Raw genomic sequence first — 19,922 nt, forward strand, 5'->3', positions numbered from 1 at the left:
GGGGGAGAGATTGGGTCCCAAGCGGCGCCGAACCGGTTGGCGGCGGCGCGCACGAGGTGCTGCACCTACGGATGGAATGACGTGCTACTGCAGTAGTTTCAGGGCTGCAGTCGCCAGCCGTTGGGCGGTGAGGTTTTGTTCGTCGGCCGGCAGGATGAGATGGCTGATGGTCATGCGGACGATGACGTCCGCGGCCATGTGCAGAGACTCCGTGTGCTGTTGTGGGTATCGCGTGGCGAGCCAGCCCTGGACGAGGGTTTGACCGGCGTCGAAGATGGGGTCCGCTCGGGCGGTGAGGTAGGGCAGGAGGCTGTCGGAGCCCTTTCGGGCGGCTGTGATGACGGCCCTGATGAGGGGCTGATGGTCGGCCTCCTGAAGTACGTACAGGATGGCCGCCCGGAGGCAGGCATGGGAATCGGGGACGCCGGGATAGAGGGCACCGGCCACACCCGCCAGAAACTGCTGGGTTTCGAGGACTACCAGCGCACGGCCCAGGCCGGCGCGGTTGCCGAACTCCTTGTACACCGAGGGGCGCGACACTTCGGCCCGGGCAGCGACGGCCGAGAGGCTGACCTGGTCCCAGCCGGCTTCGCATGTGAGGTCGCGAGCGGCGTCCAACACGCGCTGCCTCATCTGTTTGCGCCAGGCAACGCGCGGAGGGTCGGGTACCGACCCACCTGCGAGTGTCGCCGCTTCGATTCCGTGCGTTGCCGCCGCCATGGTGGCCAGTCTGCCAGGGGCCGAAGCCCGTTCGGTGAACCGGGCTCGTGAGTGCGGGTGCGGTGGGCGCGTGGTGGTGCCGACCCTTGGAGAGGCGTCGGGGCCGGCACCACGTCTTGGAGCCCCAAGTGATCCGCAGGGATCAGGAGCGCTTGCGTCGAGCCGCGTATAGGAGGCCGCCGCCGATGGTGAGGACCACCGCCGCGATGCCGAGCGGGAGCGCCGGGTTGGAGCCGCCCGTCTCCGCGAGCGGACCGCTTCCGCTGTGGGGCTTCAGCCCAGAGACGCCATCGGTGCCGTCGGCGGCTTGCACGCCCGGTGAGGCGGCGGGGTCGTTTCCGGCGGACTGGCCACTCCCGGTGGGGGCGTCACCTTGCAGGCCGGGGGTGGAGGCGTCGGAGGCATTGCCCGGGACGCCGGTGCTCTTGGCGCCGAAGCCGTAGGCGCCCCGGTCGGGCGCGCCGCCGGCGCGGCGGGCTCCGGTGAAGTCGGTGGTGACGGCGGCGAACGGCGTGCCCGAGCCGGCGCCGGGGGAGCCTTCGCTCAGCCGGAAGTCCGCGTCGGCTCCGGTGCCCGGTTTGGCGAGCTTCGGATCGGCGATGACATCGTTCGGGCCCTGGACCTCGGGGGCCTTGCCGCCGAAGTAGATGTTGTAGTCGTAGGTGACGTCCACATTGCGGGACTTGCTGTTCGTTGCCTGCCCCGACCGGCCGTACGCGATGTTGTTGAGCAGCCGCACGTCAGTACTGTCATGCGCGAAGATGTTGGCGTAGCTCTCCATGCGGGTGCTGCGCCCGTTTGCGAAGGCCGTGTTGTGGACTATGTCGACGTGCTGGCTCTTGTAGGAGTGGATGCCGGAGCCGCCGTTGTCGTAGGAGAGGTTGTTGGCGACCAGTACCCGTCCGCTGTAGGCGGGGTGATCGGCATCGCCTTTGAGGGTGTCGATGATGATGCCGTTGCCGTCGGAGTAGCAGCCGCACTTCTCCCATTTGATCTTGGTCTCGTTGTCGTGGACGCGATTGCCGGTGACGCGGATCTTGTACGTACCGCCGTCGCCGCCACCCACGTCGCGCGGGGTGAGTACGGAGATTCCGCTGGTTGCGTACACCGCGTACCAGGAGGTCCCATGCACGTGGTTGCCGGAGATGGTCACGTGGTCGGAGTCGATGGCTGATATGCCGCCGCCGGCGCAACCGTGCACCTCGTTGCCGCTCACCTCGACGTGGTGCGACAGCGCACCCGTGGACCGGTCCTGTTCCACGGAGATGCAGTTGGTGTTGTAGGTGGGGTCGCCCTTCTTCGATTCTCGTTCTGCTCCGGTCAGGGTGAGGGCTGCGTTGTTGCCCTTGACCTCCAGGTTTTTGATGGAGACGTAGGAGGCGCCGTGAACGCTGATACCGTTCCACGCCTTCACCGGGTGGATCACCGGATGGTGGCCGGGATGAGCGGTGAAGGTAATAGGGGCTCCGGGGAGGCCGGAGCGCTTGATGGTCAGCACGTTCGACCCCGCTGATCGCTCGGAGTACGTGCCGTTCATGATCGAGACGGTGTCGCCCGGCTCGACGCTGTCCGCGGCCTTCTGCAGGGTCCGGAAGGGAGCTTGGGTGGAGGTGCCCGAGTTGCTGTCGTTGCCGCTGGGGCTGACGAAGTAGGTGCGGGCCGCGGCGTGCGCAGTACCGGCTCCGATGGTGGCGAGGCCGAGCGGGGCGGATGAAGCGAGCAGTGCTGTGGTCAGGGCGAGGGTGCTCGTGCGTTTCACTGTTGCCTGGTCTCCCAGTTTGTCCTGGCGAAGCGGCTGGTGCCCTCCGTGGGCCGTAGCCGCGAGCAGAGAACACGCACAGGGAGGCATTTCGTCCGTATCGCCGCGCCGGGGCAAGGCGCCGGGCGGTGAAGTGGGGGGGGGTGCGCTCCGAAGTCCGCTGTGAGGGGGGTGAGTTACTTCGAGCGACAGTTCCAGACTCGAAAATTGAACGCAACCCCGGACTAGGTGTAAACGTTCTGACAGTGCGTCACTTCATTGCTCGGTCTGGCTCACGCTGCGGAGGGCCGCAGGGTGCCCGGCCTGCCTACGCGTCACAGCACGGCGGCTCGAAATCCGGGATGGGCTGGAATCAAGTCCACCGACCAGGTCGGGCTGGACGGTGGCCGTCGGCAGGATCAGGCGGAGCGCGGCCCCGGGCCACCAGCGCGGCCGGGACAAGCAGGACGGGCGTTGAAGACGATCGCGCCGGTCCCGCCTTGGGCCCGATCTCGTCGCGGAGATCAGCGCAGACACCTCCGTCGACCGCGGCGTCTACCGACACTTGATCCGGTACGTGTGCCTGTGCCTGGACGCGACCGTCGATGACGTACCCCGGTTCGGCGGGAGTCCGGCCGCAGCTGCGGGGTGACCCACGACGGCGCTCTGATGGTGAGGGCTGCCGGGGGAGTGGAGACGACCCTGTCTCCGGGGGGTGGAGCAGGGCCGTCTCGGGCGGGTGAACCGAGCCGGGATGGCCTGTTGCTGACGACACGGCGGCCGGTATCACCGGCCCATGGTGATCATGAAGTGGTCCGCCATCGCGACCGCCACCCTTGCGCTCGCTCACCCTGTCTCCGGCCACAGCCGCGCACGCGGCCGCACCATCCGCCAACCCGGCTTCGGCTGCGGCCCTGGTGCCGCAGGTGCTGCCGCTCGGGGTCGCGGTGTCCGCACTTCCGGCACTTGAACGCCGGCGACATCCCGGCCGACGGCTGCAACACCCGCGCCGAGGTCCTCCGGGCCGAGGCGATCGTGTACCCGGAGACCGGGCCGGGCTGCACCCTGACCGGTGGCGTGTGGTGGTCGTGCTACGACGAGGAGGAGGTCACGCCAGCTGGCGCGCTGGACATCGACCAGATGGTCCCGCTCGCCGAGGCCTGGAACTCCAAGGCGGTGGAGTGCCCTGAAGCGCGCCAATCCGTGGCGATACGATGATCAGCGGCCGCTGGATCGGCGTATCCCGGGGAGTGCGCTTGAGTGACATGACGGTCGGTGTGGGCGGTTTCGAAGAGGTCGAGGACTTCCTGGGGATGCTCCACGACTACAGCTCATGGCTCGTCCTGGCCCGGCACCCCTACCTGTACGAAACGCTGGAGTGGGAAGACCCTCCGTTGATCGTCAAGCAAATACTGGGCCACACGCGGGCTGGACAGACAAGGATCTGCCGGGACCTGCTGCGCGTTACGGGGGGCTCGGTGCTCACCAACAAGGCCCCAGAATTCGCTCCGCCGGTCGACGGCCCTGAGCTCTACCTGCATCTCCTGGTGACCAGGATAAGGCACCGGGAGCTCAGCATGGCCGCCCTGGTTGCCGATGCCCAGGCCGAGGCCGCCCGGTGTGGCGCACGTCTGCTTCGGACGCACTGCTGGGCCGGCGAGGACGGCCGCCTGGTGCGCAAGTACGAGCAGTTGGGGTTCACGGCGACTCTGGAGTTCGAGGTGCTGCGTTCGGACGGGTCGTACTGGCCGGGCCAGGTGTTGCAGATCCGGCTGTGACGGTCAGCCCCCACCCTCAAGTCGGTCGGCATCGCCCAACGCATCTTCCTGGCTGGGCCCGCCGGCGCACCATCGAGACGCCGGCTCGGGCTATGCAGCCATTGGGGCAGACATGAATACCGCAGGGTCAGCCGGCTCCCCTGGGGGCGGTGACGGCTCGCTCGAACCGGTCGAAGGCGGACCACGATCCGGCGGAGTGGCTGCCGCCGACGTCGGACGCAGTGGGACGGTATGGCGCGGGGTGAACCGCGATGAGGCTCCACCGGGGTCGCACGATCGACGAGGCGGCGAAGGACCGGCTGATGGCCCCCACTGGCGGTGTCGGGTCCGCCGCCTCGTCCTCGCCTCCCCGCTACCTGCGCCAGCTTCGGGGACTGTCGGACTGATGATCACTTCGGCGGGTACCGCGCACTGTCTTCGATTCGTCCGACAGGGGTATGGCGCCTGCTTGGCTCCGGGCGTCCAGGCACTCAGAGGGCAATCATCAGGGTCACGAGCCCTCGGGGCGCTGGCTCACTCCGGTGATCGGGGGCCAGCTCGCTGACGTATCTGAGGGCCCCCGCAACGAAGCAGCGGCCCTCAGGGCCAGAATCGAGAGGCACACCGATGACGAGCCGGCGCGACGGTAACGAGCCCTCTTCCCCCTCGGGAGAACCGCCAGCGGCCGGGGACGCACAGGGTGAACCCGGCTGAGGGGGCGGGCCGTCGGCCGCCGAGAGCAGGACCAGGGCCAAGGAGAAGGCTGCCGTGGCCAAAGAACACGCCGTTGCCAAGGCCAAACAGGCCTCCGCCCAGGTCCGTGAGAAGGCCGGTCATACGACTGAACTGGCGAAGGGCAAGACACCTGAGCTGCTGATGCACACGGCCACCCAAACTGCAGAGCATGTCCGTGAGGCCGCATCCCGGGCCGGGCACCTCGCAGCCGACAAAACCCCCGATGCGGTCCGTGAGAAGGCTGCTCGTGCGGCGCACGCGGCAGGGTCCAAGTGGACCGCACTGCTTTCAGCGGGGTTCGCCCTCCTGGTCTTTCTCCTCATGCGCCGCAGTCGGCGGAATCGCTGAGGCATCGGTAGGACCGTGAAGGCCTGCCGGCGCCGGGCTTACCCGAGGGAAGACCGGCCGCTTGGAAGCCAGTCACCGTCCGCGCTGACCACCTCATCGTCGAGGTGTCCGCAGTTTCGCACCTTGACCCCAGAGCCGTTGTCGGTGTCGGCGCGCCGCTACCGGGGCCGCGCCTGGCAGGGTTTCCGCAGGTCGGATCACTGACCGGTGATCGTTTCGGCGGCAACCGGACCACGACCATCCGCGCACCCCGGACACGTCCTTGTCGGCCGGGTGAAGCCGAAGCCGAGCACCCACCCGTCGCCCTCGGCGGCCTTGCGGCGGCAAGACAGCCGTCGGTGGTCACATGCGACAGCTACCCCTGTAGGCATCCAGTCCCCTCCTCAACGGCACACGCAGCCGCGAACCCTCCCGGCCGCGCCGGCACGCGACGGCGGCAGCCTGGACAACGCCGACAGCATCAAAAGAGGATCCTGGAAGCCCTGCCTCCGCTGCCATCGGCGTCGCGGAACTGCGCAACCGGTACGGAAACGGCCACGGGCGGCTGGCCGCACCCACCGGACTCGGCCCCCGGCACGCCCGCTTCGCCTTCGCTGCGTGCCTGTGCCGAGGCCGTCCGGTGGGGTGTTGGCCCGGCAGCTGGGCCGCACGGGCGGAGCGCCTGCCCGGGCCAGCCGGGCGGTCCCCAGTACTCAGTCCGCTGCGGGCTCCACGGCTGCCGTCAGCGCGGCCAGCCCGGCCTCGTCGGCCGCCCACACGGCGGCGTGCCATTGACCGCGCCAACATTCCAGCAGCACCCGCTGGCGGTCGCCGTCCCGGGAATGGCGCTGGGTGCCGTCGACCGTCGGCGGCCCGGGGGTGAAGTCCTGCCCGAGCACCTCCAACAGAGCCGACGGCTCCCCTCCGCCGGCAAGAGTGAGCTGCTTGCCGTGACGGTGGACCGGCGCGTCCCAGATCCGGGCTTGGACGAGGTCCGAAAAACGGTCGGCCTGTGGCTGCCATACGGCGGACGGCGTCACGTCGTCGAAGGAGATCACCACTGGGGGGTCCTCGGAGCCGTCGAGGCGGACGGCCATCACCCACACGCCCTGGTTCTCGACCATGAACGGCAGCAGACCCAGGGAGCCGACCGGGTCGAAGGGCCGTTCTTCCTGTTCTTCCACGTCGTCGGGCCAGTCGCCGTTGTCCTCGGGCCAGTGGTAGACCTCTGTCCGGCCCAGCTGTTCGGCGTCGTACACCATGTCGTTGTTGCTGAACTTCCTCAGCACGGCGGCGCCCTGTGCCAGTGCGAACCACTCGCGCACCGAAGTGGGCACAGCGTGGCCGTGCACTGACTCGAAGCGGTCCAGTACCGCCTCGGCCTCCTCGGACATCTCCAGGTCCAGCCCGGCGAGTTCTGCCGCACGACCATGGAACCGCAGCGTGCCCGCACGCATCGTCTGTACCTCCTGTTGTCGCCGATGGGCAGAACGCCCGGCGGCCAGGGGCGACCCTAGCCGCTCGTACCGACAGCGTGCACCGCGGAGGTACCAGACGTCCGCCGTCACTCAGCCCAGCAGCTCGGCCACGACGGAAGCGGGCCTCCTGGTCGGCTCCCTTGTGGCCGCTGCTGGCCGCCCGCATGCAGAACATCCGCGAGAGGACGGCCCCCGGGCCATCGGCGCACAGCGGCTTTCGCGGCCGGTCCCCGCGACGGGGCGCGTGGTATCGGCCCGGATGCGGCAGGGTGTTTGCCTGCGAGGATTGTTCGGCTGGAGTCGGTGGATCCGCTTTCAAGTGGCTGCCCTTGCCGCTCCGTCCCGTAGGCCCCCGGCCGCCCCCCCGCTGGCCGGGGCAGGCTCCGGCCGGCCCCCCGCCGCTGGTTCCTGGGCCTTGTTCCGGTGCTATGCCAGGCGCTTCTTCGGTCGGGGTTGGGCGTCGAGGAGTGCCCACCAGGCGTGACCGTCGTGGTCGGTATGGCCGCCGCAGGCGTCGATGGTGCGCAGTACCGCCACCTCCGCCGGAACAGCTCCCACAACCTCCTGTTCACCAGCCTGGTGATTGAGGACCATGACGAGGATCTTGTTGTCCTGGTCGGCGAGGTGGACGCTGACGCGCTTCCCCCCGGCTGCCACGGCCGTGTCGACGAGGCCGTGGACCGCCTTGAGGAAGTCGTGCTCGTCCAGCAGCGGGTAGTCCCACTCGGCGACGGCCAGCGCCGCCTGCGCGGCGGCCTTCTTCGCCGCCCACCGGTCCGCACGGAACGCCAGCACCCTCGTCCGCCGGCTGGTAACGACCAGCCGCGGCGGCACCCCGGTGAGCGACTTCGGCTTCGTCGCTGGCTGCGGCCGCGGCGGCTCCACCGGCTTCTTCTGCGGCGGCGGCGACTTCGGAGGAAAACTCGGCGGAACCTTCGGACCCCTGGCTGACACAACCTCGCTCATACCCCACCACGCTACGCCGGTTGGCCCCCGATGGGCACCGGCATCGACCACAGCGGTTCACCACGTGTTGGTGATCTAGGACTTGTCCGGCCGATCATGTAACTGCTTCGCGGCCGGGTCGTTGATGTGGACATGGGGCGGGGTGATCTGAGTGATACCGAGTGGGAACGGCTGCGGCCGTTCCTGCCGGTCAGCAACAGGCGTTGTGGCAGGTGGCGGGATCACCGGCAGGTGATCGACGGGATTCTGCACCGGGTGCGGACCGGCGTGCAGTGGCGGGACCTGCCCGAACGGTTCGGGCCGTGGAAGACGGTCTACGAACGGCACCGACTGTGGTCGGCCGACGGGACATGGGAGCGTCTGCTCCAGCAGGTCCAGGCCGCCGCGGACGCGGCGGGTGAGATCGACTGAGACGTCTCGGTCGACTCGACCATCGTGCGAGCGCATCAGCACGCGGCCGGCGCCCACAACGACCCACCGCTGGCTCCCGTCTCAAAGGGGGCCGAAGTCCCAGAACACCAGGACGAAACGCCGTGGCAAAGTCTGCACGCCCGCCTGGTGGAGGTGGTGCGGGAGGTGAGGGCTTGGGCCGCTCGCGCGGCGGCTTCACCACCAAACTCCACCTCAGCGCGGACGGCCGCTGCCGCCCGCTGTCCTTGATCGTTACACCGGGCCAGCGGGCAGACTGCACGCAGTTCAAGTCGGTCCTGGAGAGGATCCGCGTCCCGAAGCTCGGGCCGGGCAGGCCCCGCAAGAAGCCGGACAGCGTCGCGGCTGGTAAGGCTTACAGCAACGGTCCGTGCCGCGAGTACCTGCGGCGCCGGGGCATCCGGCACACGATCCCGGAGAAGACCGACAGCCGGGCCGCCCGCCTGCGCAAAGGCTCACGCGGCGGGCGGCCGCCCGGCTTCGACGAGGAGCGGTACAAGAAGCGCAACACCGTCGAGCGGGCTATCAATCGGTTGAAGCAGCACCGGGCGGTGGCCACCCGCTACGACAAGCGCCGTTACGTCTACCTCGGCACCGCCACTGCGGCAGCCCTCGCGATCTGGCTCCGAACATGATCGACCGGCAAGCTAGTCGGCGACGACCCCCGTGTTCTGGCAGGCGGTCAGCAGCCAGCGGCCGTCGGCTTGCTTCGAGATCACGTACAGCGGGGCGCCCTCGCTCTCCTCGCCCGGGGCCAGGTAACGTTGACGGACCTTGACTGCCGCGACGTCGGGGCGGATGAAGAGCACGTGGACCACCTCGTAGGTGACCTGGCCGTCCCAGCTTGCCGCGGGGAGGACCTTGCGGGTGAACTCCGAGATCGCGTCGAGGCCGATGAGGACCTTGCCGTGGGCCGTCGTCCAGATCGCGTCCGGGTGGAAGAGGCTGAGGAACTCTTCGGGGTCCTTGTTCTGCTGGGAGTGCTCGACGGTCGCGACGAGCTGGTCGATCGCTTCGATGTCTGCCGCGTGGGATGTGGATTCCGTGGTCATGTGGATCATCGTCACACCTCAAGCGCGATTGAGGTCAAGCGTGTGATCACATGGCGATGTGAGGCTGACCGAGTATCTGGCGCGGTTCCGGCACGAGCTGCCCGGGGAATCTGAGCCCAGGACAACGAGCCGGGCACGAGACATTGACATGATCGGCCGGACACGTCCTAGTCGTTGAGGTGCGCCAGGAGGAGGTTGGGGTCCTTCGCCGTGACGTACGCGGCGCTCAGGACGTAGGCGGTGTCGCCGCGCAAGGCGATGGAGGTGGGGTTCTGCAGGCCGTCGGCAGCGGTCAGGACGGTGGAGTGGGTGCCGTCGGGCTGGACGAGGGCGACCTCGCCGGGGCCGTTGAGGGCGGCCAGGAGCTGGTCGCCGTGGCCGGTGAAGGCGAAGTCGTCGATCCCGGCCAGGCCGGTGGCCCGGGTCTGGACAGGGCCGGCGCGGCCGTCACGCAGAACGGGTATGCGCAGGACGGTGCCCCGGTCGAGGTTGCTGACCCACAGCGCCCCGCCCCGGATCTTCAGCCCGTTGGCGCCGAGGAATCCGGTGGGGGACAGTTCGGGGGCGGTGGACCAGGTACGGGGGGAGCCTCCGGTGATGGGCACGCTCGAGATGGTGCCGAGGACGGAATCGGTGATGTACAGGGTCCGGGCGCGCGGGTCCAGGGCCAGGCCGTTGGGCAGGCCGGCCGCGGGAAGCGCGGCAATGCGCTGCGGTGCGCCGCCGGGGCGCAGGCGCCACAGGCCGGTCAGGTCGGCGGTGCCGGTGGCGTACAGGAAGTACAGGGTGCCGTCGTGTGCGCGGACGATGCCGGTGGTCAGTGCGAAGCCCAGTACCGGGGTGTGGATGCCGCCGTCGGCGGGTGCGGGCAGGGTGGCCAGGATCCGGGTGGATCCCCCCGGCGTGATGTGGGCGACCTGGCGGGCCGCGGCGAAGGTGACGTAGGCGCTGCCGCCGGGAGCCAGGGCGATGTTCTCGGGCGTCTGGTGCCGGGTCAGGTCGAAGTGCGCGGCGATGCGGGCGCAGTTCAGTGGGGCGGAGACGGCGGACGCGACGCCGGGGGTGGCCGCGACGACCGCTGCCGAGGTCAGTACGACGGCTGCCGCGGCGGTCTTGGACAACGTGAACTTCTTCTTGAACATGGTTCCTTCACTGTTTTCGGGCATGCGGCAGCGATGCGCCGATGCGGGGGTTGAGGGTTGCGGGGCTTGTGGTGTGTGCCAGGTCAGCGGGAGCCGGCCCGGATTCCCCGTCGCACCGGGTCGTGCTGCGGGGTGACCTGATCGAGCAGGGCCAGCGCGGTCCGCGCAGTCGAATCCGCCTCGGTGGTGGCGACCACGATGTTCTGCCCCTGGTCCGGGCCCAGGCCCTGACTCAGGGTCTGTTGGGTGACGGTCAGCGGGCCGACCAGCGGGTGCCGCATCTCGTAGGTCGCGACGGCGCACGCCGTGACGCGGTGGTCGGCCCACATCGAGGCGAAGTCCGTGCTCTTCGAGCTCAGCTCACCCACGAGCGCGTGGAGCGCGGTGTCGTCCGGGTGCCGGCCCGCCACCAGGCGCAGATTCCCCACCACGGCCCTGGCCTTGGCAGGCCAGTCGGCGTACAGGTCACGGGTGTGCGCGTCGAGGAACACCAGCCGGGCCATGTTGGGCCGATCCGCCGGCCGGTCCGGGGCACCCGGGTCCAGGTGTCCGGCGAACAGCGCGTGGCCCAGCCGGTTCCATGCCAGGACGTCACTGCGGCGGCCGGTCACGATGGCCGGGACGTGGGCCAGTGCCTCCAGCAGCTGGCCGGTCGCCTCCGTCACCCGCTCCGGGGCGGCCCGACGGCCTCGGCCCGTGCCCGTGGCCGACGACCTGGCCAGGTCGTGCAAGTGCAGGCGCTCGGCCTCCTCCAGCCGCAGGGCCCGGGCGATCGCGTCCAGCACCTGCGGTGAGGCGTTCAAGGACTGCCCCTGTTCCAGCCGGGTGTAGTACGAGACGCTCACGCCCGCCAGCGACGCCAGCTCCTCTCGTCGAAGACCCGGCACACGGCGACGCTCCCCGTAGCCGGGTATGCCGAGATCCTCCGGTTGCAGCTGCGAGCGCCGCGTCTGCAGGAACTCCCCGAGCCGCACTTTTCCGTTCATGGATCCGAGTATGGGCCGGGCCCGACCGCACAGCCTGACCCTGGCGCGGATAGGCACCAGCGGGTCTGGCTCCCCGGCGAGAGCGGTGGTGACATGGGCGTTGCCGACATGGCCCCACCCCACCTGTCCAGGAGGACACCTTGCACGCCAGCGCCACCACCAGCGAACACGACGTCTTCGAAGTCCTGGACGCATCGGATTTCAGCTTCACCCGGCGCGCCTGGGTCGCTGCCGCGCCCGCCCGTGTCTACGACCTGGTCAGTGACGTGTCCGCCATCGGGCGCTGGAGCCCCAACGCGAGCGACGTCACGTTCGACCAAGGCGCCGGCCCCCGGGTCGGGGCCTGGTTCAGCGGCCGCAACCACAAGGACGGCAAACAGTGGACCACCCGCTCCCAGGTCGTAAGGGCCGACCCCGGCGCCTCCTTCGCCTTCGTGGTCGGCGGTGCCGTTGACGGCATCGTGCAATGGAGCTGGACCTGCCACGCCCAGGGACGTGGAACCGTCGTCGAGCAGTCCTGGCAACTCCTGCGCCTCGACCCTGTGCTCGGCGCCACCCGCGGCGACCTCGACGCCCTGCGCGACTACATGACGAGCAGCGTCGAAACCACCCTGCTCTCCCTCGCCCAGTGGATCGCCGAAACACCGGCCGGGTGAACGACCCCGCGGGGCGGTGCACCTGGACCGTCACGCGATCCGCAGGAACTCCGCAGCCCGCACGGGCAACCACGGCGGCCGGCCACCGGTGATCACCGACGACATTCTGCGCGCCGCGCTCCGCCGCCGGGCGATCGCCTCAAATGGGGCCGCGACAACCGGTCCTGCGAGGATGCGAAGGACGGGGGAGTCCTTCGGGGTAACGGCCAGGTGCGGTCGAGACTCCGCGGGCGACCTGCGAGGGGCCGGATGGCCCGGCCTCCATCAGGGCAACGCGGACCAGGGCGCCGTAGTGCGAGCTGAGCAGGGTGGCCGTGCCGCGGATCCGGCGGCGGGCGGGCAGCATCTCACTCGCCCTTGAGGAGCTGGGCGAGCTGCTCGTCCAGGTGAACTGGCCGGAGTCGAGCGCGGCCCTCCAGCCAGTCGAGCCGCGTCCCCAAGTCTGCGCCTGCTCATGCCGGAGGTTGAACAGACCTCGGCTTGTTCTTCACATTTCGACAGGATTGGCGTCATGACCCAGGAAGGCCCTGCGTACTACGAACTCGGCTACGGCGAGGACTTCGGTCTGACCGCCCTGACCGAACGCCTCAGCCGTCCCGGCTCCGCCCCCGGCCCGGCCGCCGCGCTCAAGCTCGCGGAGGAACTGGCCGACCGGTCAGAGGGCGAGGAGGCCGTCGAGCTGGGGGAGGACGCCCGCCGCCTGCTGGCGTCCGAGCTCCCGGAACGGGTCCTTCACACGGTGTGGCTGGCCTCCACCGGGAACGCCTTCGACCCGACCGACCACGGCATGACCTGCCGTGCCTGGCTGGAGCGGATCTCGGAGGTGTCCACGGCGCGGCTCCGGCAGAACACGGCGTCCTGCACCCCTCGGCCGGTGCGGCCGGGGCGGGAGTCGCGGCTCTGCCGGGCGGTCGTGGCGGCACTCCGCGTCACGGCCCCGGCCCTGGCGGACGCTTGTCCGCAGCCGAAGATCGTCGACTGCCTGGAGCAAGTGGTGACCGGCGCCGACGCCGATCTCGGCATGCGCCTGTTGCTCCGCGCGCTCAAGGCACACGCCGTGCCCGTTCCGTACGGGCAGTACCGCCGCCTGGTGGCCCTCGGCTGGCAATTCGGATTCGCCCCGGGCGCCGTACACGACGGCCTCGCGATCACCTGGCCGCCGGTCAGGGCCGCCTCCCGGCAGGGCATCAACGGGGACTTCGGGCTCTCCCGACTCGCCAGGCAGTTCACGGCGGGCCGGCACTACCGCACGCCCCGCGAGGCAGTCGCGGCCGCCGTGAAGGTCGACGGCTACGAGCGCCCTCCGGGCTCGGAGGCAGCCGTACTCCTGGAGGACATACGCCGGCTGCTCGACCCCGGCCTGTCCGATGACGCGATCACCGTGCTGTGGCTGGCGGCAACGGACCGCGGCCACAACATCGACAGGTTCGGCATCGGCGGCCGGGAGTGGCTGCAGCAGGTCGCCGAAGTGTGCGAGGAGCACCTGACCGAGGTCGCACCTGCCTACGCACCGGCGGCCCCGCCACCGGCCACCGCTGCCGGCGACGAGGTCCTGCGCGAGATCCGCGGCATGTCCCCCCTCGCCGCGACCACGGTGGTCAGCCCCGACTTCCACCCCCTCGAAGGCGCCACGGTCATGGAAGCCCTGGAACAGATCACCACCCAGAGCGACCCCGACCTCGGGTTCCGTCTGCTCCTGCGCACAGTGGAGGTCCTCCGGCTGCCGCTCACTGAGGAGCAGTACACCCGCTACGAAGCCCTCGCCAGCCGTTTCCACTACGGCGAGGACCACCTCCTCTTCGCGGTCGACCACCTGGTGCAGCGCACCTGACCCATGCCCGAACCGGTACGCACAACGAGAACTCCCCTACCAACCCAGGGCGCCCTGCGCCAGCGGATCCCCAATCGCCGACTCTGCCGGTGTCACCGGTTTCTTTCAGGGTGTGGTTCTGGTGCTGTGCTGATGGTCGAGCCGATTGACGCGCGCGACGTTCTCCCGGTCCTCGGCGTCCGCGCTCGCCTCAGCGGCGAACCAGGCATCGAGGATCTCCTTGAGCAGAGGTTCCGAGGTCAGGCGCAGACTGAGCGCGAGCACGTTGGCGTCATTCCAGCGGCGTGCACCGTCCGCCGTGTAGGCGTCCGTGCACAGGGCTGCGCGTACGCCGGGAACCTTGTTCGCCGCGATCGACGCGCCCGTACCGGTCCAGCAGCACACGACCGCCTGGTCGGCGTTCCCGGCGGCCACTTCGCGGGCCGCCGCCTCCGAGCAGGCTGCCCACTGCGGGTCATCGCCGGGGCTGAGCGCCCCGTACGCCACCACGTCGTGCCCGCGCTCGCGTAGTTGCCCGAGGAGTGCGCGAGCCACGGGTTCGTCCATGTCCGAGGAAACAGAGATCCGCATGTCCCGAGACTAGCCAGCTTTGCAGGAGGGTCGCCGCAAGCGGAGGATGAACACCTCCGCTTTGCGGCGTGGATGAGGCCCGATGCCCCGGAGCCCTCTGGGGCTGCAGTACCACCGGGCCGCCCCGCCTTTCTACCGCGCCAGTCGGCGCCGGGTTCGGATAGGGCGGTGGGCTGCGCCTGGTCGCGGGCCGGTCGCGGTCGGCTTTCTGGGGCGAGGTGATGGCTGGTTCAGTTCTGCTGGCCGGGTGAGTGCACGTAGCGCACCCCGGGCGGGTCTTGGGGGGAGGAACCCCTTCGCGCCGCCCTCCCGAGGGAAGACCACCAGGTAGACCTTGCACGGCTTGGCAGCAGCGGGTCCCTGATAGTCGAAGCTGATCCCCGGTTTCTCGTCGGGGTAGGTGTCGAAGACCCATGTCGCCGGCCCGGTGTACGAACGACCCGCCGCATCGGCGGACTGTCCGCACTCCGGTCCGGGCCGTGTGACCCGTTCCAGGTCCGCAGAACCGTCCGCCCGGACCGTCAATCGGCCGCCGTCCGAGCCTTGCCAGACCCCCGCCACATCAGCGATCGCGAGCGGGTCCTCACGGTCCCTGCCGAGATAGAAGAGGAAGGCGACCATCAGCGCCAGGAACAGCTGTTGGCGTCCGGGGCGCGGCAAAGGGAGAGCAGGTTCCGCCTGCCAAGGTTGCTTGCCCGATGATCTTCCTGGCACCGGACACCGGGCCAGGGTCACGGCCGGCCAGCGCCGGTGTGTGGCTGCGGCCCGTGGGCAGTTCCACGGTGACCGCCCGGTGGCCGTCCTTGCGCGGGGTCAGGGCATGAACCCCGGGACGCCAGTCGTTGAAGCCACCGACCACACTCACCTCCGCCGGAGGCATGCCGGCGGGAGGACGAAAGTGTCCGTGGCCGTGTTCTTGCGAAGGGCGCGTTGCAGCACGACAGGCTCCTGACAGGCAGGGGGGCGGGGACAGGAGCCCATGCTCGGTGCAGAGCTCGAGCCCGTCACGCTTGCGCCGCCACTGGGTCACCCGCCCGCCACACACGGCAGGACGAGACCCACGCACGCGTGTGACAGTCCAGGGGGAAGACCTCGACACCGCGCCGCCCCCTCGCAAGCAGGGCCCGGCCGAAGCCCCGGTACTCACACCGGCCGGGCCCTGCGCCACGCCCTGGGCCTGCCGCGCACCAGCGACCCCACTGGCGGTGGCGGGAACTGGTTGGGCGCCGTCGGCTGCCTGGTGTACTGCGCGCATGACAGATCAGAAGCAGTGCACGGTCGTCAGGACCGGTACATATGAAGGCATCCAGGGCGGGAGTTTCGGGGCGGGGATCAGCGCCCAGTCTGCGGGCGCGGAGCGGTTGTGTCTGCACCGGCTGGTCATGCCGGCCGGGACGCGGGGGCGTCCTCACCTGCACGAGGGGCACGAGTCGGCCATCTTCATCCAGTCCGGGCAGGTCGAGGTCTGGCACGGCGAGGACTTGGCCGAGCACGTGGTCCTGCGGGCGGGGGACTACATCCACATCCCCGCGGACACGCCTCACATGCCGGTCAACACCGGTGACCAGGACATGGTGTGCCTGGTCGCGCGCACCGATCCCGACGAACAGGAAGGGGTCCGGTTGCTGGACCTCCCCAGCTGGCTGGAGTCCCGGCTGGGGCCGCTACCGGTCGGGGCCGGCTGAGCGCCGTCGTCGGCCCGCCTCCAGCCGCGCTCCTGCGCGAGCTCGTCGAGGACACCGGCCCGCCCGGCGGTCGCAGCTGCGCCACCGCGCCGTCGCCACCAGGCACGACAAGCTCGCCGTCCGCTACACCTGCTGACTGCGGCCATCAGCGAATGGCTCTGAACTTCGTAAATGCTGCTGCGGCAGCAACCGTCGAGCAGGAGCGTGCCCCATGGGACCAGCGTTCAGGTTCAGACATTCACAGGCACGGTCGAAGCCACGTGCGTGCATCCATCCATCTCTGACCTGTGCAGACGGGCGGCGAGCCAAGGCCTGCCCCTGCTCGGATACGTCGATCCCTGCGACGAAACCGTGTTCAACGGGTCGCACTTCAGAGTCCTCATCCCCGGACCCCGGGCCTTGGCGGACGGCTCAGCCGCCGAAGAAGCCGAGGAGGGGCACAAGAACCTTGCTCTGACTGCTCAGGTCGAGCGCAAGGCTCACCGGTATCTCGTCTTCAACGGCGACTGACGACGCCACTTTCACAACACAGGCCTTATACGAAGGAGAACCAGTTGACGTTGACGAAGTCGGAGGACTGGCCGCTGTCGAAGGTCAGATAGACGTCGTGGGTCCCGGTCGTACGGCGGATGTCGGCGGGGACGGTGCGCCAGGCCTGCCAGCCGCCGGTGTTGGCGACGGCGAAGCCGCCGACCGGGGTGGCTGTGGGGCTGCCGAGGCGGACCTGGACCAGGCCGCTGGCTCCAGCGGCGGCCCCGGAAGCGACGCGGGCGTCGAAGCGGGTGGCGCCGGTGGAGCCGAAGGCCACTGCTGAGAACTTGAGCCAGTCGCCGTTGGACAGATGGCCGACGTCGGATCCGCCACCGCCGTCGGAGCAGGCCTCGACCTGTGCTCCGGACTGGGCGTTGAATGCCTCGGCCTGGATGGTGGTGAAGGCGCTGACCCCGCCGCCCGTGGCGGTGGCGGTCGGCGTGGGGGCTGGTGTGCCGCCGCCGGCAACACCGCCGACCGTGATGGTCCAGCGACCGGGGGTGCCGGACTGCACCTTGCCCTCGAAGTCGACTCCGGCCGGGTGAACGTCGTCGTACGGGAAGGCGTACCCGAGATGGTCGGGGGTGGTGTCGTGCAGGATGCGGGCGTAGTGGTTGGTGCGCGGCCGCGTGTAGAAGGTGGCGGGCTTCTCGGCGGTCGGCTGGTGGGGGTTGTCCAGCAGGGTGGTGCGGTTGAAGGCGGCGGCGAGCCGTGCGCTGAGATTGCCCATCAGGTCGTTGCCCGTGGTGAAGGGCGCGTCGCTGCAGGAGAAGATCGAAAGGGTGGACGGCTTGGCGAAGCTGCCGACTCCGGGGAAGGCGAGGACGTCGCCGTTCACCCGGCCGGTGACGGTTCCCCAGGTGAACTGGGTGTCGATGCGCAGGTCGGTGGAGCGGTAGTTGCTCCACACCTCGTCCACGTAGCCGTCGAAGTAGCCCCGGAACAAGGCATTGTTGCCGCGGATTGCCAGGTTGGGGCTGAGTACGCGCACGTCGCGGCCGCCCGCGGAGACGATCAGCCGGCTCCAGTCGCTGCCGTCGGCGGCGGACTGGGCCCGCAGCGCGGAGGCGACCCGGGACAGTCCGTCGGCGGGGAGCCCGCGCACCGTCTGGGTGCCCTGCCCGGTCTCCAGTTGGAAGGCGATCGGCAGCGAGACCATGTCGACGAACGTGATGTTGGCGTACAACTGGTCGCTGTTGAAGGTGAATTCGCAGAAGTCGTGAGCGACGTTCACGTTGGGATCGGTAGGGTTGCTCACCGACGGCAGGGCCAGACCGCCGCCGCGGTTCACCAAGAAGGTGAGCTTCGCGCCGACGGAGAAATAGATGCGGCCGCTGTCCAGGCGCGGCAGCGTCACCCTCCGCGCTCCGGCGCCGGACTCGTTGAGCGGGATGGCACAGTCGACCCCGAGCGGAGTCTGATCGTTGGCCGGAGCCGGCGGGTGGTACAGGCTGGAGCCGTTGGCCTGGATGAAGGCCCAGGTGCCGCCGGCCGCGGGGTCGCGGCCGAGCACATAGGCGTACACCGTGTTGTTGCCGGTGGTGTTCACCAGGTCCAGGGGGAGCGTGGCGGTGGTGGTCGCGTTGGCGCTCATCTCGAGCCAGGCTGCCGCGGCTGGCACGGCCAGGGCCAGGCCCGCCGTCACGGCGAGGAGTTTTCTACGGGGCATGGTTCGTTGGTGGCGAGCCGTCACGGTGGGGGTCCGTTCTTCGTGAGGTCGGGCGGGGGAGCGGTCGGACGCGGGGACGGGGGAGAGAGGGGAGGGCGGCGGGGCTGGTGGGTCAGCCGACCGTCCACTTCTGGTTGGCGGCGCCGGTGCAGGTCCAGGTCTGCAACCGGGTGCCGTCGGCGGAGGAGTTGCCCTTGGCATCCAGGCACTTGCCCGCACCTGTGTTGGTGAGGTCACGAGCGGCGGTGTACGTCCACTTCTGGGCGTTGGTGCCGTTGCAGGTGTAGAGCTGGACGACGGCGCCGTCGGCGGTGGAGCCGCCCGCTACGTCCAGGCACTTGCCGAGGGCGCGGACGGTGCCGTCGGCCCCGATGGTCCACTGCTGGGCCGCGCTGCCGGTGCAGTCGTGCAGCTGGATGGGGGTGCGGTCGGCGTCGGAGCCGCCGGCGACGTCGACGCACATGCCGCCGATGCCACGGATCGGGCGTGCGGCGGGGGCGTTGGCGGAGGAGGCGCGGACATAGTCGACGGTCATGGTCTGCGGGAAGGACGTGGAGGCGTCCGGGCTGCCGGGCCAGTCCCCACCGACCGCCAGGTTGAGGATGATGAAGAACGGGTGGTCGAAGACCCACTTGTTGCCGCCGGTGTCGGCCGGCGTGAGGGTCTTGTACGTCGTGCCGTCCACCGACCAGACGAGGGAGTTCGGGCTCCAGTCGACGGCGAACACGTGGAAGTCGTCGGCGAAGGCGCGGCCGCCGGGCAGGCTGTACGCGGCACCGAGGCCGCCCGCTCCGGAGTAGCCGGGGCCGTGCACCGTACCGTGCACGGTGTTGGGTTCGCGGCCGATGTTCTCCATGATGTCGATCTCGCCACTGTTGGGCCAGCCCACGCTGCCGAGGTCGTTGCCGAGCATCCAGAAGGCGGGCCAGATGCCCTGCCCGCGGGGGATTTTGATGCGGGCTTCGAAGCGGCCGTACGCCTGGGTGAAGGTCTTGGCGGTGTTCAGCCGGGCCGAGGTGTATTGGCACTGCCCGTACCAGCAGCCGAGGCCGGCGTCGGTGTTCTTCCGCGCGGTGATGACGAGGTTGCCCTGGCCGTCGAGCGCGGCGTTCGAGGTGCTGTTGGTGTAGTACTGCAGCTCGTGGTTGCCGAAGCCCGAACCGCCGGTCTCAAGCGTCCACTTGGCGGTGTCAGGAGCGCGGCCGGCCGCACCGTCGAACTCGTCGGACCAGGTCTGCGCGACGACTGCGGCACCGGCGTGCGGGGCGACCGAAGGGGTGAGGGACATGAGTACCGCCGCGACCAGGGCGGTGGTCACGAGGAGCACCACTCCGCCGAGAGAGCGGCGACGTGCGCGATGAGCAGCAGCCATGGGCATGGTTCCTTGTCTGGGTGGGGGAGGAGGGGGCCGGGCCGGGCGACTCGTGAAGAGCTACAGAGGGTTCTGAGAGCGCTCTCACGCGTGACGCAATGTCACCCGAGACGGCGAGTATTACGGAGGGGTAACCGTCATGGCAACGTCAGGCGTCACCCTTCACACGCCTCTGAGCTGCGGTTTTCCGTTGCGGCCTTCGACTTAACGATCTCTTAAGGCTGCCTTGATGTGGAGAGGTGTGAATCGGAGCCTCACGTGAGCGTCGGCCGGACGGC

General features: G+C 69.6%; 17 protein-coding genes and 2 pseudogenes. 9 read left to right on the forward strand and 10 right to left on the reverse strand.

Annotated features, from left to right (window positions below; translation table 11 throughout):
* Positions 1-84: 84 nt before the first annotated feature.
* Complete coding sequence (locus IG86_RS0136485; protein WP_078906155.1) at positions 85-720, reverse strand: TetR/AcrR family transcriptional regulator; 636 nt, start codon at positions 718-720, stop codon at positions 85-87.
* Positions 721-862: 142 nt separating this feature from the next.
* A complete protein-coding gene (locus IG86_RS44885; protein ID WP_051785616.1) occupies positions 863-2,479 on the reverse strand; it encodes a right-handed parallel beta-helix repeat-containing protein in 1,617 nt (538 codons plus the stop codon).
* Positions 2,480-3,424: 945 nt separating this feature from the next.
* On the opposite strand from IG86_RS44885, the gene IG86_RS40385 reads away from it, so the two are divergent.
* From IG86_RS40385 to IG86_RS45645, 4 genes and pseudogenes are all read left to right on the forward strand, one after another.
* On the forward strand, positions 3,425-3,676 hold the full coding sequence (locus IG86_RS40385; protein ID WP_078906156.1) for a hypothetical protein: 252 nt from the start codon (positions 3,425-3,427) through the stop codon (positions 3,674-3,676).
* Positions 3,677-3,714: 38 nt separating this feature from the next.
* Positions 3,715-4,236 carry a GNAT family N-acetyltransferase gene (locus tag IG86_RS40390; protein WP_157854978.1) on the forward strand — a complete coding sequence of 174 codons (522 nt, stop codon included), beginning with the start codon at positions 3,715-3,717 and terminating at the stop codon, positions 4,234-4,236.
* A 747-nt stretch (positions 4,237-4,983) separates the two neighbouring features.
* Positions 4,984-5,298 carry a hypothetical protein gene (locus IG86_RS43365; RefSeq protein ID WP_157854979.1) on the forward strand — a complete coding sequence of 105 codons (315 nt, stop codon included), beginning with the start codon at positions 4,984-4,986 and terminating at the stop codon, positions 5,296-5,298.
* Between the two features lie 496 nt (positions 5,299-5,794).
* Positions 5,795-5,887 (forward strand): annotated as a pseudogene (locus IG86_RS45645) (abortive infection family protein); the annotation flags it as partial.
* A gap of 103 nt (positions 5,888-5,990) precedes the next feature.
* Here IG86_RS45645 and IG86_RS44895 read toward each other — a convergent pair.
* Positions 5,991-6,734 (reverse strand): gluzincin family metallopeptidase, encoded by a 744-nt coding sequence (locus IG86_RS44895; protein WP_030830546.1) that lies wholly within the window; start codon positions 6,732-6,734, stop codon positions 5,991-5,993.
* A 447-nt stretch (positions 6,735-7,181) separates the two neighbouring features.
* Entirely contained in the window at positions 7,182-7,640 is a 459-nt protein-coding gene (locus tag IG86_RS40395; protein ID WP_157854980.1) for a hypothetical protein, read from the reverse strand.
* Positions 7,641-7,853: 213 nt separating this feature from the next.
* Here IG86_RS40395 and IG86_RS41915 point away from each other — a divergent pair.
* Positions 7,854-8,785, forward strand: a pseudogene (locus IG86_RS41915) (IS5 family transposase).
* Positions 8,786-8,797: 12 nt separating this feature from the next.
* Here the strand turns inward: IG86_RS41915 and IG86_RS0136530 are convergent.
* The 3 genes from IG86_RS0136530 to IG86_RS0136540 all read right to left on the reverse strand — a co-directional run bounded on the left by IG86_RS0136530 (position 8,798) and on the right by IG86_RS0136540 (position 11,330).
* Entirely contained in the window at positions 8,798-9,211 is a 414-nt protein-coding gene (locus tag IG86_RS0136530; RefSeq protein WP_385873269.1) for an SgcJ/EcaC family oxidoreductase, read from the reverse strand.
* A 158-nt stretch (positions 9,212-9,369) separates the two neighbouring features.
* Entirely contained in the window at positions 9,370-10,344 is a 975-nt protein-coding gene (locus IG86_RS0136535; RefSeq protein ID WP_030830534.1) for an SMP-30/gluconolactonase/LRE family protein, read from the reverse strand.
* Between the two features lie 83 nt (positions 10,345-10,427).
* Entirely contained in the window at positions 10,428-11,330 is a 903-nt protein-coding gene (locus IG86_RS0136540) for a helix-turn-helix domain-containing protein (RefSeq protein ID WP_051785619.1), read from the reverse strand.
* A 140-nt stretch (positions 11,331-11,470) separates the two neighbouring features.
* On the opposite strand from IG86_RS0136540, the gene IG86_RS0136545 reads away from it, so the two are divergent.
* Together IG86_RS0136545 and IG86_RS0136555 are read left to right on the forward strand one after the other, a co-directional pair.
* Entirely contained in the window at positions 11,471-11,986 is a 516-nt protein-coding gene (locus tag IG86_RS0136545) for an SRPBCC family protein (protein WP_030902626.1), read from the forward strand.
* A 511-nt stretch (positions 11,987-12,497) separates the two neighbouring features.
* Positions 12,498-13,817 (forward strand): hypothetical protein, encoded by a 1,320-nt coding sequence (locus tag IG86_RS0136555; RefSeq protein ID WP_030902629.1) that lies wholly within the window; start codon positions 12,498-12,500, stop codon positions 13,815-13,817.
* A 105-nt stretch (positions 13,818-13,922) separates the two neighbouring features.
* Here IG86_RS0136555 and IG86_RS0136560 read toward each other — a convergent pair whose 3' ends face one another.
* Positions 13,923-14,387: an RpiB/LacA/LacB family sugar-phosphate isomerase gene (locus tag IG86_RS0136560; protein WP_030830519.1), complete on the reverse strand. Its 465-nt coding sequence runs from the start codon at positions 14,385-14,387 to the stop codon at positions 13,923-13,925.
* A 1,253-nt stretch (positions 14,388-15,640) separates the two neighbouring features.
* On the opposite strand from IG86_RS0136560, the gene IG86_RS0136565 reads away from it, so the two are divergent.
* Entirely contained in the window at positions 15,641-16,072 is a 432-nt protein-coding gene (locus tag IG86_RS0136565) for a cupin domain-containing protein (protein ID WP_037943786.1), read from the forward strand.
* A gap of 171 nt (positions 16,073-16,243) precedes the next feature.
* A complete protein-coding gene (locus tag IG86_RS0136570) occupies positions 16,244-16,582 on the forward strand; it encodes a hypothetical protein (protein ID WP_030902634.1) in 339 nt (112 codons plus the stop codon).
* Positions 16,583-16,607: 25 nt separating this feature from the next.
* Here the strand turns inward: IG86_RS0136570 and IG86_RS0136575 are convergent, their stop codons facing one another.
* Both IG86_RS0136575 and IG86_RS0136580 read right to left on the reverse strand, forming a co-directional pair.
* The gene (locus IG86_RS0136575) at positions 16,608-18,272 is read right to left on the reverse strand and encodes a beta-1,3-glucanase family protein (protein ID WP_030902637.1); all 1,665 of its coding nucleotides are present in this window, start codon (positions 18,270-18,272) and stop codon (positions 16,608-16,610) included.
* A 112-nt stretch (positions 18,273-18,384) separates the two neighbouring features.
* A complete protein-coding gene (locus IG86_RS0136580; RefSeq protein WP_030902639.1) occupies positions 18,385-19,644 on the reverse strand; it encodes a glycoside hydrolase family 16 protein in 1,260 nt (419 codons plus the stop codon).
* Positions 19,645-19,922 lie beyond the last annotated feature (278 nt).

The organism is Streptomyces virginiae, from assembly GCF_000720455.1.
Classification (GTDB): domain Bacteria; phylum Actinomycetota; class Actinomycetes; order Streptomycetales; family Streptomycetaceae; genus Streptomyces; species Streptomyces virginiae.

Coding starts and splice junctions, on each gene's coding strand:
- IG86_RS0136540 (WP_051785619.1), bottom strand. CDS start 11,330: ATGAACGGAAAAGTGCGGCTCGGGGAGTTCCTGCAGACGCGGCGCTCG.
- IG86_RS0136530 (WP_385873269.1), bottom strand. CDS start 9,211: ATGATCCACATGACCACGGAATCCACATCCCACGCGGCAGACATCGAA.
- IG86_RS0136555 (WP_030902629.1), top strand. CDS start 12,498: ATGACCCAGGAAGGCCCTGCGTACTACGAACTCGGCTACGGCGAGGAC.
- IG86_RS0136580 (WP_030902639.1), bottom strand. CDS start 19,644: ATGGCTGCTGCTCATCGCGCACGTCGCCGCTCTCTCGGCGGAGTGGTG.
- IG86_RS0136570 (WP_030902634.1), top strand. CDS start 16,244: ATGCTGCTGCGGCAGCAACCGTCGAGCAGGAGCGTGCCCCATGGGACC.
- IG86_RS0136565 (WP_037943786.1), top strand. CDS start 15,641: ATGACAGATCAGAAGCAGTGCACGGTCGTCAGGACCGGTACATATGAA.
- IG86_RS0136485 (WP_078906155.1), bottom strand. CDS start 720: ATGGCGGCGGCAACGCACGGAATCGAAGCGGCGACACTCGCAGGTGGG.
- IG86_RS0136535 (WP_030830534.1), bottom strand. CDS start 10,344: ATGTTCAAGAAGAAGTTCACGTTGTCCAAGACCGCCGCGGCAGCCGTC.
- IG86_RS0136560 (WP_030830519.1), bottom strand. CDS start 14,387: ATGCGGATCTCTGTTTCCTCGGACATGGACGAACCCGTGGCTCGCGCA.
- IG86_RS44895 (WP_030830546.1), bottom strand. CDS start 6,734: ATGCGTGCGGGCACGCTGCGGTTCCATGGTCGTGCGGCAGAACTCGCC.
- IG86_RS0136575 (WP_030902637.1), bottom strand. CDS start 18,272: ATGCCCCGTAGAAAACTCCTCGCCGTGACGGCGGGCCTGGCCCTGGCC.